This is a genomic window from Alkalisalibacterium limincola (assembly GCF_008017755.1).
Taxonomy (GTDB): domain Bacteria; phylum Pseudomonadota; class Gammaproteobacteria; order Xanthomonadales; family Xanthomonadaceae; genus Alkalisalibacterium; species Alkalisalibacterium limincola.
The window spans coordinates 501456-514369 of record NZ_VRTS01000001.1 but is presented as its reverse complement, the minus strand read 5'-3'; the positions used below and the strand labels follow the sequence as shown (position 1 = coordinate 514369).

12 protein-coding genes, 1 tRNA gene and 1 pseudogene are annotated in these 12914 nt (G+C 68.4%); 11 read left to right on the top strand and 3 right to left on the bottom strand.

Annotation, left to right across the window (positions count from 1 at the left end):
- Position 1 precedes the first annotated feature (1 nt).
- From miaA to FU658_RS02455, 7 genes and pseudogenes are all read left to right on the top strand, one after another.
- A complete protein-coding gene (gene miaA, locus FU658_RS02485) occupies positions 2–946 on the top strand; it encodes a tRNA (adenosine(37)-N6)-dimethylallyltransferase MiaA (protein ID WP_321167725.1) in 945 nt (314 codons plus the stop codon).
- Between the two features lie 129 nt (positions 947–1075).
- On the top strand, positions 1076–1348 hold the full coding sequence (gene hfq / locus FU658_RS02480; RefSeq protein ID WP_147890623.1) for an RNA chaperone Hfq: 273 nt from the start codon (positions 1076–1078) through the stop codon (positions 1346–1348).
- A gap of 7 nt (positions 1349–1355) precedes the next feature.
- Positions 1356–2702 (top strand): annotated as a pseudogene (gene hflX / locus FU658_RS02475) (ribosome rescue GTPase HflX).
- A gap of 102 nt (positions 2703–2804) precedes the next feature.
- On the top strand, positions 2805–3992 hold the full coding sequence (hflK, locus tag FU658_RS02470) for an FtsH protease activity modulator HflK (protein WP_147890622.1): 1188 nt from the start codon (positions 2805–2807) through the stop codon (positions 3990–3992).
- Complete coding sequence (hflC, locus tag FU658_RS02465; RefSeq protein ID WP_147890621.1) at positions 3989–4855, top strand: protease modulator HflC; 867 nt, start codon at positions 3989–3991, stop codon at positions 4853–4855. The genes hflK and hflC overlap by 4 nt, the downstream gene beginning before the upstream one ends.
- A 23-nt stretch (positions 4856–4878) precedes the next feature.
- The gene (locus FU658_RS02460) at positions 4879–5061 is read left to right on the top strand and encodes a DUF2065 domain-containing protein (RefSeq protein WP_147890620.1); all 183 of its coding nucleotides are present in this window, start codon (positions 4879–4881) and stop codon (positions 5059–5061) included.
- A gap of 130 nt (positions 5062–5191) precedes the next feature.
- Entirely contained in the window at positions 5192–6484 is a 1293-nt protein-coding gene (locus tag FU658_RS02455; RefSeq protein WP_147890619.1) for an adenylosuccinate synthase, read from the top strand.
- A gap of 102 nt (positions 6485–6586) precedes the next feature.
- Here FU658_RS02455 and FU658_RS02450 read toward each other — a convergent pair whose 3' ends face one another.
- Together FU658_RS02450 and FU658_RS02445 are read right to left on the bottom strand one after the other, a co-directional pair.
- Positions 6587–6979, bottom strand: coding sequence for a PepSY domain-containing protein (locus FU658_RS02450; protein ID WP_147890618.1), 393 nt, complete (start codon positions 6977–6979; stop codon positions 6587–6589).
- A 253-nt stretch (positions 6980–7232) separates the two neighbouring features.
- A tRNA-Leu gene (locus FU658_RS02445) sits at positions 7233–7317 on the bottom strand.
- 98 nt (positions 7318–7415) lie between these two features.
- Here FU658_RS02445 and rnr point away from each other — a divergent pair.
- Genes rnr through FU658_RS02430 form a run of 3 tightly spaced genes read left to right on the top strand, consistent with a single transcriptional unit; the run spans position 7416 to position 10991 of the window.
- The gene (gene rnr / locus FU658_RS02440; protein ID WP_147890617.1) at positions 7416–9923 is read left to right on the top strand and encodes a ribonuclease R; all 2508 of its coding nucleotides are present in this window, start codon (positions 7416–7418) and stop codon (positions 9921–9923) included.
- A 31-nt stretch (positions 9924–9954) separates the two neighbouring features.
- Entirely contained in the window at positions 9955–10704 is a 750-nt protein-coding gene (gene rlmB / locus FU658_RS02435; protein WP_147890616.1) for a 23S rRNA (guanosine(2251)-2'-O)-methyltransferase RlmB, read from the top strand.
- 2 nt (positions 10705–10706) lie between these two features.
- Entirely contained in the window at positions 10707–10991 is a 285-nt protein-coding gene (locus FU658_RS02430; RefSeq protein WP_255505353.1) for a CBU_0592 family membrane protein, read from the top strand.
- A gap of 13 nt (positions 10992–11004) precedes the next feature.
- Here the strand turns inward: FU658_RS02430 and rnt are convergent, their stop codons facing one another.
- Positions 11005–11667, bottom strand: coding sequence for a ribonuclease T (gene rnt / locus FU658_RS02425; RefSeq protein WP_255505352.1), 663 nt, complete (start codon positions 11665–11667; stop codon positions 11005–11007).
- Between the two features lie 195 nt (positions 11668–11862).
- Here rnt and FU658_RS02420 point away from each other — a divergent pair, with 195 nt between their 5' ends.
- Positions 11863–12897: a substrate-binding domain-containing protein gene (locus FU658_RS02420; protein WP_147890614.1), complete on the top strand. Its 1035-nt coding sequence runs from the start codon at positions 11863–11865 to the stop codon at positions 12895–12897.
- Positions 12898–12914 lie beyond the last annotated feature (17 nt).

Here is a 12914-nt window from a genome sequence, read left to right as displayed (position 1 = left end):
CCTGCCGATGCATGCCAGGACTCCCATCGCGATCGCATTGATGGGCCCGACGGCCTCGGGCAAGACGGCATTGGCCGCCGACTGGGCGGAGCGGCTGGGCACCGAGGTCGTCAGTGTCGATTCGGCGCTGGTCTACCGCGGCATGGACATCGGCACCGCCAAGCCCGATGCGGCCCTGCTGGCGCGCGCTCCCCATCGGCTGATCGACATACGCGACCCGCACGAGGCCTATTCCGCGGCGGAGTTCGCCGTCGATGCCGCGCGCGAGATGGAGGCATTGCACGATTCGGGATGCATCCCGCTGCTGGCCGGGGGTACCGGGCTGTACTTCCGTGCCCTGCTCGATGGCCTGTCGGCGATGCCTTCTGCCGACCCGGTCGTGCGTGAGGCCATCGCGGACGAAGCCCGCGAGGCTGGATGGGAGTCGATGCACCGAAAGCTGGCGAAGGTCGATCCGGTCGCGGCGGGGCGGATCCATCCCAACGACCCGCAACGAATCTCGCGCGCGCTCGAGGTCTGGCGCATCAGCGGTCGGCCGATCAGCGACTGGCAGGGCGAGCGTCCCGTCGCGCCGAGCCGGTTTCGTGTGTTGAAGCTCGCGCTGGCCCCCGCCGAGCGTGCGGTGCTGCACCAGCGCATCGCCGAGCGTTTCGACCAGATGCTCGAACAGGGCTTCCTGGACGAGGTGCGCCGCCTTCGGGAGGACCCCAGGCTGCATCCGGACCTGCCCTCGATGCGCGCCGTGGGCTACCGCCAGGCCTGGGCCCACCTGGCCGGCGACCTCGATGCGGAGCAGTTCCGCAGCGCCGCGATCGCCGCCACGCGCCAACTGGCGAAGCGGCAGTTGACCTGGCTGCGCGGCCAGCCCGGCGTGACCTGGGTTGACCCGGTGGCGGCCCGCCCCCGGGCCGACGCGCTGATCGGCCGATACCTCGGCACGGCGTGACCTTCGGCCGTCGCCGGGGCAGCGCCGCGGATGTACCATGGGTGGGATTGAACGAACTTCCGGCCCAGGGGTCCTTTGGCCGGGTCTCCCGCTGCCTTGGCGGGCCATAACTAAAAATGCGGAGTACGCATGTCCAAGGGTCAATCCCTCCAGGATCCTTTTCTCAACGCCCTGCGCCGTGAGCGCATCCCGGTCTCGGTCTACCTGGTGAACGGCATCAAGCTGCAGGGCACGATCGAATCCTTCGACCAGTTCGTGGTGCTGCTGCGCAACACCGTCAGCCAGATGGTCTACAAGCACGCGATTTCCACCGTGGTGCCGGCGCGCAACGTGCGCGTGGGCCCGGGTGGTGGCTCGGTGGAGTCGGCGCACGCGCCCTCCGGCGACCACGAGGAGGGCTGAGCACTCCGTGTTCGAGCGATCAAAAGGCGGCGAGAACGCACTCCTGATCCACCCGCACCTCGTGGGGCCCCGGGGTGGCGGGCACGATCCCGAAGCGGCCGAGGAGTTCGCCGAACTGGTGCGTTCTGCGGGCGCCACGGTGGTCTCCGAGATCAACGCGCGGCTGGACAAACCCAGCCCGTCCCTGCTGATCGGCAGCGGCAAGCTCGACGAGGTCAAGGCGGTCATCGCGGCCACCGGTGCCGACCTGGTGCTGGTGAACCACGCGTTGAGCCCCGTGCAGGAGCGCAACCTGGAGCGCGAGCTCAAGTGCCGGGTGGTCGACCGGACCGGCCTGATCCTCGATATCTTCGCGCTGCGCGCCCGTACCAACGAGGGCAAGCTGCAGGTCGAACTGGCCCAGCTCAAGCACCTGTCCACGCGGCTGGTGCGGGGCTGGACCCACCTGGAGCGGCAGCGTGGTGGCGCGATCGGCCTGCGCGGCCCCGGCGAGAAGCAGCTCGAACTCGACCGGCGCATGCTCCAGACCAAGCTGGAGTCGCTGCAGCGCAGGCTCGACAAGGTCGAGGTGCAGCGCACCCAGATGCGCCGGGCGCGCATCCGCAACGAAGTGCCCCGGGTGGCGCTGGTGGGCTATACCAACGCCGGCAAGTCCACCCTGTTCAATGTCCTGACCGGCTCCGGCGTCTACGCCGCGGACAAGTTGTTCGCGACACTGGATCCCACCGTGCGCAGGGTGGAGGGACTGGCCTGCGGGCCCCTGGTGCTGGCCGACACGGTGGGATTCGTACGCGACCTGCCGCACGAACTGGTCGCCGCGTTCCGCTCCACGCTGGCCGAGGCGCGCGAGGCGGACCTCCTGTTGCACCTGGTCGACGCGGCCGATCCCCAGCGGCTCGACCGCATCGACCAGGTCGATGGCGTGCTGGAGGAAATCGGCGCCGGCGACATCCCGCAGGTGCTGGTGTTCAACAAGATCGACCGGGTCGAGGGGGCCGTGGCGCGACGCGACGAGCCCACCGGCGGGGTCGAGGCGGGCGGGCGCGAGCGGGTCTGGATCTCGGCCCGCGATGCGACGGCCTGGATCTGCTGCGCACGGCGCTGGCCGAGCGCTTCGCCAACCACCAGGTCCGGCTCGTCCTGAGGCTGCCTGCCGGGGCGGGGGCGCCTGCGTGCGCGACTGCATGAACTGGGGGGCGTGCTCCAGGACGAAGCCGACGACGAGGGCTGGCGGATCGAGGTGGAACTGCCGCGCGGCGTGCTCGAGCAACTGGCCGCCGGAAGCGACGGGGAACCGTTGCGCGCGCCTTTGCTTGCCGCTCACGGGCCGCCTTCCTACAATGACGAGTTCTGAACGCGCGGCCGGCTGCCGCGATGCAAGTGGAATTTCCGCAGGGGGCCCGGCCCGGGCCGCCTGCATCGAAGCCCGGCCATGGTGCCGGCGCGGGAGTAGTTGATGGCGTGGAACGAGCCCGGAAAGGGTGGCGGCAACAGCAATGGCGGTGGCGGCAAGGACCCCTGGAAGCGGAAGGATGGCGGCGGCGACGACGTCGAGATCTTCCTCTCCAAGCTCAAGGCCAACCTCGGCAAGGTGTTCGGTGGCGGCGGTGACGGTGGTTCGCCCCGTGGTGGCTCGGGATCGGCCGGGTTCGGCGCGATCATCGGCTGGGTGGTGCTGGCAGTGGCCGTCTGGCTGGTGTTCGACAGCTGGCAGATGGTCGACGAGCGCCAGCGCGGCGTGGTGCTGCGCTTCGGCGAGTTCACCCGGTTCATGGACCCGGGCCCGAACTTCAAGTGGCCGCGTCCCATCGAGTCGGTCACCAAGGTCAACGTGACCGACGTGCGCCGCATCTCCGAGCAGGTGCGCCTGCTGACCCGCGACGAGAACATCGTCAACATCACCTATGAAGTGCAGTACCTGGTGTCGGACCCGCGCGAGTTCCTGTTCGGTACCCGCGAGCCCGATGAAACCATCAAGCAGGCGGCCGAGAGCGCGATCCGCGACGTGATCGGCGGCAACGAGATGGACACGGTGCTGACCGGCGAGCGCGCCCTGCTGGCCGGCGAGGCCAGCCAGCGCCTGCAGACCACGATCGACAGCTATCCGACCGGGCTGCAGGTGACGACGCTTAACCTGACCGACGCGCGTCCCCCGCAGGAAGTGCGCCAGGCCTTCGACGACGCGATCAGCGCCCGCGAGGACAAGGAGCGCCTGGAGAGCGAGGCGGAGGCCTACGCCAGCAAGATCGTTCCCGAGGCACGCGGCGACGCGGCCCGGATCCGCAACGAGGCCGAGGGCTATCGCGAGGCCGCGATCGCGCGTGCCACCGGTGACGCCGACCGCTTCACTCTGCTCGTCGAGCAGTACCGCGAGGCCCCCGGCGTGACCCGCCAGCGCCTCTACCTGGAGACGATGCAGGAGGTCCTGGCCAACAACCGCAAGGTCTACGCCGGCGACGGCGGCAACGTGCTCTACCTGCCGATGGGAGGCGAGGGCGCGATGCAGCCCAATGCGCCGCTCAACCGGCTCCCGGCCGCCACCAGCACCGGTGGCACGTCCGCGATACCGCCTGCGCCAGGGTCGACAGACCCCCGCCAGCAGGGCCGTTCACCCCGCTCCACCCGCGAGGATCCCCGTCGATGAGAAACATCATCCTTATCGCACTGGCGCTCCTCGTGCTGCTTGGCATGGGCGCGGTGTACCAGGTCCAGGAAAGCCAAGTCGCGTTGCGCCTGCAGTTCGGCCGCGTCATCGAGGAAGGCATCCAGCCGGGCCTGCACTTCAAGTTGCCGGTGGTCCAGGACGTCATGCGCTTCGATCGCCGCATCCTGACGCTGGATTCGCGTCCGGAGCGCTACCTCACGTTCGAGAAGAAGGACGTCAATGTCGACTTCTTCGTCAAGTGGCGCATCTCCGACGTCCGTCGCTACTACCAGAGCACGGGCGGCAACGAGGAGAACGCGCGCGAGCGCCTGCGCCCGATCGTCACGGAGACGATCCGGAACGAGATCGCCCAGCGCACGCTGCAGGCCGTTGTGGCCGGCGAGCGCGCCGACCTGGCCCAGCGTTTCATCGAGGTGTCCAACCGCGGTGCCGAGAGCCTGGGCGTGCAGGTGGTGGATGTGCGGATCAAGCGCATCGACCTGCCCGAGGACAGCCAGGTGATCGAATCGGTGTTCAACCGCATGCGCGCCGAGCGCCTGCGGGTGGCCAACGAGCTGCGCGCCGAAGGCCAGGAAGTGCTGTTGTCGATCACTTCCGAAGCCGACCGGGCGGTGACGGTGCTGTTGGCCGATGCCGAGCGCGATGCCCAGCGGCTGCGCGGTGAGGGCGATGCACGGGCGGCGGAGATCTATGCTTCGGCGTTCGGCGCCGACGCCGAGTTCTATGCCTTCTACCGCAGCCTCGAGGCCTATCGCGGTGCGTTCGCCGACGGCCAGGGCGTGATGGTCCTGGACCGTGACGCGGAGTTCCTGCGCTACTTCGAGGATGGCCCGCGCCGCTGAGCGGGCGGGCCCGGGAACACCGCATGGACCTGTTGATGGCCGCCTTGTGCCTGGTCCTGGTGATCGAGGGGCTGCTGCTGTTCATCGCTCCGGGTGGATGGAAGCGCATGGCGGCGGAGGCGCAGAAGCTCGAGGACCGGCATCTGCGCCGCTTCGGCGGCGTCATGGTCGTGGTCGGGCTGGTGGCGTTGCAACTGGTGCGTTGACGGCCGGGCCTGCATTCGCCGGTGTTTTGGGGGATAATTTCGCAAAGCCGGGGCGCGTCCCCGGCTTTGCCGCGTCTGGACGCCGGGAGCCCCGGTGCCGCGCGAGTCCGCACAGTGAAGGAGCAGTGAGATGGGTCAGTCGGTAGTGGTTCTGGGTGCCCAGTGGGGCGACGAGGGCAAGGGCAAGATCGTCGACCTGCTGACCGAGCGCGTCAGTGCGGTGGTCCGGTTCCAGGGCGGCCACAATGCCGGCCACACGCTGGTGATCGGCAACGAGAAGACGGTGCTGCACCTGATCCCGTCGGGCATCCTGCGCGAGGGCGTCCAGTGCCTGATCGGCAACGGCGTGGTGCTCAGCCCGGCGGCGCTGAAGAAGGAGATCGGCGAACTCGAGGCCAAGGGCGTGGAAGTGCGCTCGCGGCTGAAGATCAGTCCGGCGACGCCGCTGATCATGCCGTACCACATCGCGCTGGACCAGGCGCGGGAGAAGGCGGCTGGTGGCAAGGCCATCGGTACGACCGGCCGCGGCATCGGTCCGGCCTACGAGGACAAGGTGGCCCGCCGTGGCGTGCGCGTGGCCGACCTGAACTACCCCGAGCAGCTGGCCGAGAAGCTGCGCTCGACGATCGATTACCACAACTTCGTGCTGACCAAGTACCTGGGTGTCGAGGCGGTGGACTACCAGGCGGTGCTCGACGAGGCGCTGGCCTTCGGCGAGTACGTCGACCCGATGAAGCACGACGTGGCCGGCCTGCTGCACCAGTTGCGCAAGGACGGCAAGCGGATCCTGTTCGAGGGCGCCCAGGGCTCGCTGCTCGACATCGACCACGGCACCTATCCGTACGTGACCTCCTCGAACACCACCACCGGCGGCGCGCTGGCCGGCACGGGCGTGGGCGCGGATGCGATCGACTACGTGCTGGGCATCGCCAAGGCCTACGCCACCCGCGTGGGCGGTGGTCCGTTCCCGACCGAGCTCAACGACGAGATCGGCGAGGACATCCGCAAGCGTGGCCAGGAGTTCGGTGCCACGACCGGCCGTCCGCGCCGCTGCGGCTGGATCGACATCGTGGCGCTCAAGCGCGCGGTGGCGATCAACGGTATTTCCGGGCTGTGCGTGACCAAGCTCGATGTGCTCGACGGGCTGGAAAGCCTGAAGATGTGCATCGCCTACCGCTACCGCGGCAAGGAAACCGAGTACCCGCCGCTGGACGCGGCCGGCTGGAACGAGATCGAGCCGGTCTACCTGGAGTTCCCGGGCTGGAGCGAGTCCACCCACGGCATCACCGAGTGGGACCGGCTGCCCCCGGCCGCACGCGCCTACCTGCGCTCGCTCGAGGAACTCGTGGGTTGCCAGCTGGCCATGGTGTCCACCGGGCCTGACCGGGACGCGAACATCGTCCTGCAGGATCCGTTCGCCTGAGGCCGGATTGCAGCCGGTCACGAAAAAGGGCGGCCAGTGGCCGCCCTTTTTCGTGGTGCGTTCCCCGTCATGAGGAACCTTTGCTGGCTGGAGCGAGGGGTGTTACTCGGCGTCCTCGGTGTCCAGCGGCTGCTCGGCGACGATCGTCGCGGTCGATGCGTCGATCTGCACCAGGACATGCTCGCCCTGCGGGTTGACCGCCTCGGCGCTCCACATCGGTGCATCGACGTCCACGTTCTCGATCTCGCTGTAACCCACCTGTTCAAGCGCGGTACGCAGGTCGGCCTCGGTCACCTGGGTCTCCGGCATGGCACCGGCGGTGTCGTCGACGGGCGGCATGCCATGCTCGGGCATCGGCTCTGCGGGCATGGTGGTGTCCGTCGGCGGAGTCATGTCCTCCTGCGGCGGCTCGACCGGCTGCTGCGCGAACGCCGCACCGGAAAAAGCGAAAGCGGCGGCGGTGGCAGCGGCGATCAGGGTCTTGGACTTCATCATGCGAATCCTCCTTTAGTGCCCGAACGGTGGGTCCGGACTTCCATGAATTCGGGATCCAGTCTAACGACCGGAACGTAAAGGGGTCATTAAATCGGCGTTGCGATGAAGTTCGCGTGCCGAAATGTTCAGCGCGGGGACAGTCCCCGGGAGGGGGCGGTTCAGTGCGATGCCCGGCGCGTGAGGGCGTCGTGCATCGCGCACTGCAGGAGCAAAAAAAAACGGCCCGCCGGAGGCAGGCCGTTCTTTCGGTGTGTGGTGCCCAGGAGAGGACTCGAACCTCCACGGTTTTACCCGCTAGTACCTGAAACTAGTGCGTCTACCAATTCCGCCACCTGGGCTTCGCGCGAGCTTGTGGGCGTCGGCGAGCCGCATAAGTTACTGGCGATGGCCCCCGGTGTCAACGGGTTCATGGCGCACCTTCGTGTACCATGCGCCGATGACTGAAAAATCCAAGAAGAACAAGACGGGAGGGCGATCCACCTCGGCCCCGAAACGGCCGGGCTGGATGCCCGATTCGATGCCCACCAGCGGCTCTGGCCCGGACGCGGCAGCCCCTCCTGGAAAGCGGCGGGGAAAGCAGGGCACTTCCGCCCCCGGCGCGGCGAAGAAGCCGAAGGACCAGCAGCCAGGTGGCCAGAAGGCCAAGGGCCGGAAATCGGCGGATCCGGCGCGCTCCCAGGGACCGTCGCAGGCCGCCGGCAAGGGCGGAGGCCGAGCTGGTGTACAGGATCCCCATGCCGCGCGCGAGGCGCGCCGCTACGAGAATCCCATCCCCAGCCGGGAAGTGATCCTCTCCGTGCTGGGCGAGGCGGACGGCCCGATGAGCGTGGAAGGCCTGGCGGCGGCCCTGGAACTCACCACTGCGGACCGGTTCGATGCACTGGGCAAGCGCCTTGGCGCCATGTTGCGCGATGGCCAGCTGCTCGCCAATCGTCGCGGCGGATACGCCGTGGCCGAAAAGCTCGACCTGGTGCCGGGCACCGTCATCGCCAACCCGGAGGGTTTCGGGTTCCTGCGGCCCGAGGCCGGCGGCGACGACCTGTTCCTGCCGCCCAAGGAGCTGCGCAAGGCGATGCATGGCGACCGCGTGCTGGCCAGCGTCACCGGCGTCGACCGGCGCGGCCGCAAGGAAGGCGCGATCGTCGAGGTGCTCGAGCGCCGCCTGAGCCGGGTCATGGGCCGCTTCGAGGAACGCAATGGCGTGGCCTACGTCACGCCGGACGACCGGCGCGTGCTGCAGGACGTGATGATCCCGGCCAATGCCCGCGAAGGCGCGCGCGACGGCCAGCTGGTGGTGTGCGAGATCACCGAGCCGCCGACCCAGCATCGTCCGCCGTTCGGCCGCATCCTGACCGTGCTGGGCGACAAGCTGACGCCGTCGCTGGTGGTCGAGGCCGCGATCCATGGCCACGGCCTGCCACACGAGTTCCCGCAGCCGGTGCTCGACGAAGCCACGGCGACGCCGACGGAGGTTTCCCCGGCCCAGATCGGCAAGCGTGCCGACCTGCGCCAGTTGCCGCTGGTGACGATCGATGGCGAGGACGCCAAGGATTTCGACGACGCGGTGTATTGCGAACCCGACGGGAAGGGTTTCCGGCTGGTCGTCGCGATCGCCGACGTGTCCAACTACGTCAAGCCGGGCATGGCGCTCGACGAGGAAGCGCAGGACCGCGCGACCTCGGTGTACTTCCCCGGCTTCGTCGTTCCGATGCTGCCCGAGACGCTGTCCAACGGGATCTGCTCGCTCAAGCCCAAGGTCGACCGGATGTGCTTCGTGTGCGACATGCGCATCGACCGCGACGGCGAGGTGGTGTCCTCCGAGTTCTACGAGGCGGTGATGCGTTCGCACGCACGCCTGACCTACACCCTGGTGTGGAACGCGATCGGCGAGGACGACGAGAACGCGAAGGCGCAGATCGGCGAGCTCATGCCGCAGGTCAAGCAGCTGCACCAGCTCTACGGCGTACTGGCACGGGCCCGGGCCAAGCGCGGGGCGATCGAGTTCGAGTCCGGCGAAACCCGCTTCGTGCTGGGTCCGGCCGGCGAGGTGGTCCAGGCAGGCATGCTCCAGCGCAACGATGCGCACAAGCTCATCGAGGAGTGCATGATCGCGGCCAACGTCGAGGCCGCGCGCTTCCTGCTCGAGTCGGGGGTGCCTGCCCCCTACCGCGTCCACGAGAGCCCCCCGGAGAACAAGTACGAGGACCTGCTGGAGTTCCTGAAGGAATTCAACCTGAGCCTGCCGCCGCTGGGCCGGGTGCGTCCGCGCGACTACACGCAGTTGATCCGGAAGGTGCGCGAGCGTCCCGACGCCGCGCTGCTGGAGTCGGTGCTGCTGCGCTCGCAGGCCCTGGCGGTCTACACGCCGGAGAACAACGGTCATTTCGGCCTGGCGCTCGATGCCTATGCGCACTTCACCTCGCCGATCCGGCGTTACCCGGACCTGCTGGTGCACCGCGCGATCAAGCACGTGCTGGCCGGGGGGAGTGCGGAGGACTTCCGCTACGCCCGCCACGACATGGCGACGCTGTCGCTGCAGTGCTCCGAGCGTGGCCGCCGCGCCGACGAAGCTTCGCGCGAGGTTGACGAGCGCTACCGCGCCGCCTGGATGGAGCAGCACGTCGGCTCGGAGTTCGACGGCGTCATCAGCGGTGTCACCAGCTTCGGCCTGTTCGTGGAGCTCAAGGAGTCCAAGGTCAACGGCCTGGTGCACGTCACCCAGCTGCCCAACGACTATTACCATTTCGATCCGGCCCGGCGGACCTTGGGCGGAGAGCGCGGCGGGCTGGTCTTCCAGCTCGGTGATGCGGTCCGCATCATCGTGCTCAAGGCCAGCCTGGAGGAGCGCAAGATCGATTTCCGGCTGGTGCTGTCGGACAAGGCGGAGTTCGGGAGTTTCGTCCCGCCCACGCCGCCGAAGGCGAAGAAGGGCGGCCGCCGCTGAGCGGGGCCACTGATCCAGGAAGAAGACGCACATGAGCAACGGACAGGGTCGCTGGGTCGCCGGCATCAACGCGGTGGCCTCGGCGCTGGAGCACGACGCGGAGAACGTACGCGAGGTGCTGGTGGAGCCGGGGGCGAAGAACCCGCGGCTGCAGGAGATCGTCAAGGAAGCGCACGAGCGCGGCATTCCCGTGCGCAAGGTCAACCAGCAGGCGCTGGACGGCGTCGGCGGGGGCGTGCGCCACCAGGGCGTGGTGGCGCGCTACGACGCGGTGCGTACCTGGGACGAGGGCGACCTCGCCGAGCTGGTCGAACAGGCCGCGGGCAAGGCCCTGGTGCTGGTGCTCGACGGCGTGCAGGACCCGCACAACCTGGGTGCCTGCCTGCGTTCGGCCGCCGCCGCGGGCGCGACGGCCGTGGTGATTCCCAAGGACCGCTCCGCGCCGGTCAACGCGACCGTGCGCAAGACCTCCTCCGGTGCGGCCGACCGGATTCCGGTGGTCCGGGTGACCAACCTGGCGCGCACCCTCAAGGCGATGCGCGACATGGGCGTGTGGGTCTACGGCCTGGCCGGTGACACCAAGGCGACCCTGTTCCAGCTCGACCTGAAGGGCAACGTGGCCCTGGTGCTGGGCGGGGAAGGCGAGGGCATGCGCCGGCTGACGCGGGAGCATTGCGACGGCCTGGCCTCCATTCCGATGCCGGGCGACATGGAGAGCCTCAATGTCTCCGTGGCCGCCGGTGTGGCATTGTTCGAAGCGGTCCGACAGCGCGGGGAGTGAGCATGGGCATGCAGTGGCACGACTTCGTCGGCCTGGCCGGCGTGGCTTTCGTGGTGGGCGCGTTCTTCCTGCTCCAGGCCGACAAGCTCGGCGCGCACTCGATCGGTTACCAGCTGGCCAACCTGTTCGGTGCGCTCTTCATCCTGTTGTCGCTGTACTACGCGCCCAACCTGTCGGCGATCCTGCTGCAGCTGGTGTGGATCGCGATCAGCCTGTTCGGCCTCGTGCGTGGCTTCCGGTTGCGGCGTGCGCGCCACGCTGAAGCCAGGGCCAGGCCTCCCGCCTGATCCCGGGCGCGCCTCACTCGCCGCTGGCGGCCTCGAACTGGCGCCACCGGTTCAGGACAAGACAGAACAACTCGGCCGTGCGCTCGGTGTCGTAGATGGCCGAGTGCGCCTCGGTGTCGTCCCAGTCCAGGCCCGCGGCCTGCACGGCCTTGCTCAGCACGGTCTGGCCGTAGGCCAGGCCGCCCAGCGTGACGGTATCGAACGTGCTGAAGGGGTGGAACGGGTTGCGCTTGTGCCCGGTGCGTCGCACCGCGGCGTTGAGGAAGCCCAGGTCGAAGGAGGCGTTGTGCCCGACCAGGATGGCGCGCTGGCAGCCATGGCGCTTCACCGCCTGGCGTACCTTGGCGAACACGTGGTCGAGCGCGGCGCGCTCCTCGCGTGCCATCCGGAACGGGTGGTCGAGCACGATGCCGGTGATTTCCAGCGAGCGGGGGTCGATCTCGGCGCCCGGGAAGGGGTCCACGTGCGATGCGACCACCTCGCCGGGGCGGTAGAACCCGGACTCGTCGAGCTCGATCGGGATCGCCGCGATCTCCAGCAGCGCGTGGCGTTCGCAATCGAAGCCGCCGGTCTCGACATCCACCACCACGGGCAGGAAACCGCGAAACCGGCTGGCCATCGGCGGCCGCTCGGGCGTTGCAGCGGCTTCGGGATTGGGGTTGGGGGAGGAATCCATCGGCGCAAGGATAGCAGGCGGGCCGAGGCTGTCCGGCCCACCGGAGGGACCACCCACCGCTGGCGGGTACAAATATGACCGGCTGCAACACAACCGCAACATTCACTGTCCAGACTTCTCCTCGTCGTCAGGGCGGGGTCGTCCCCGCCTGGCATCGCCGGTCTCTACACCGTCAACTACCGAGGAACCCAGGAAATGTCCTTCTCCGGATTCAACAAGCTCGCACTTGGCGTCGCCGTAGCCGCCGCCCTCGCGCTGCCCGCTGCCGCGTTCGCACGTGACAACATCCAGGCCGCTGGCTCCTCCACGGTGCTGCCGTTCTCGTCGATCGCCGCCGAAGAGTTCGGCAACAACTACGCCCAGTTCCGTACCCCCGTCATCGGGTCCGGCGGCACGGGTGGTGGCATGCGCCAGTTCTGCGCCGGCGTGGGCACCGACACGATCGACATCGGCAACGCCTCTCGCGCAATCACCGACGCCGAGAAGGCCGCCTGCCGCGAGAATGGTGTGACCGAAGTCATCGAGGTCAAGTTCGGCTACGACGGCATCGTGTTTGCCTCGCGCTCGGATTCGGGCACCTTCGCACTCGAGCCCAAGCACGTGTTCCTCGCGCAGGCCGCGCAGATCCCGCGTGACGGCCAGATGGTCGCCAATCCCTACACCCGCTGGAACCAGATCGATCCCAGCCTGCCCGACCAGGAGATCGTGCTGGCGATCCCGGGTAGCAACCACGGTACCCGCGAGGTCTACGACCTCAACGTGGTGCGCGCTGGCTGCAACACCTTCGACGAGGTCAAGGCGTTGGAGGGCGATGCCCGCAACCAGTTCTGCGACGCGATCCGCACCGATGGCCGCATGATCGAGATCGCCGGCGACTACACCGAGACCCTGGCCCGACTGGCGGCCCAGCGCGACGCGTTGGGAGTGTTCGGCTTGAGCTTCTACGAGAACAACCGCGACCGCCTGAAGGTGGCTACGGTTTCCGGCGTCACGCCCTCGGTCGAGGCGATCCTCTCCGGCGAATACCCGGTGTCCCGCCCACTGTACTTCTACGTCAAGGGTGACCACATCGGCGTCATCCCGGGCCTCCAGGAGTTCGCGCAGTACTTCGTTTCCGATGCCCTGTCGGGCGAAGGCAGCCCGCTGGAAGAGGCTGGCCTGATTCCGCTGTCCGACGAAGAGCGTGCCGAAGTGATGGAGAACATCCGCAGCCGCAACTCGGTGCTGTAAGCAGCTCAACGCGGCGC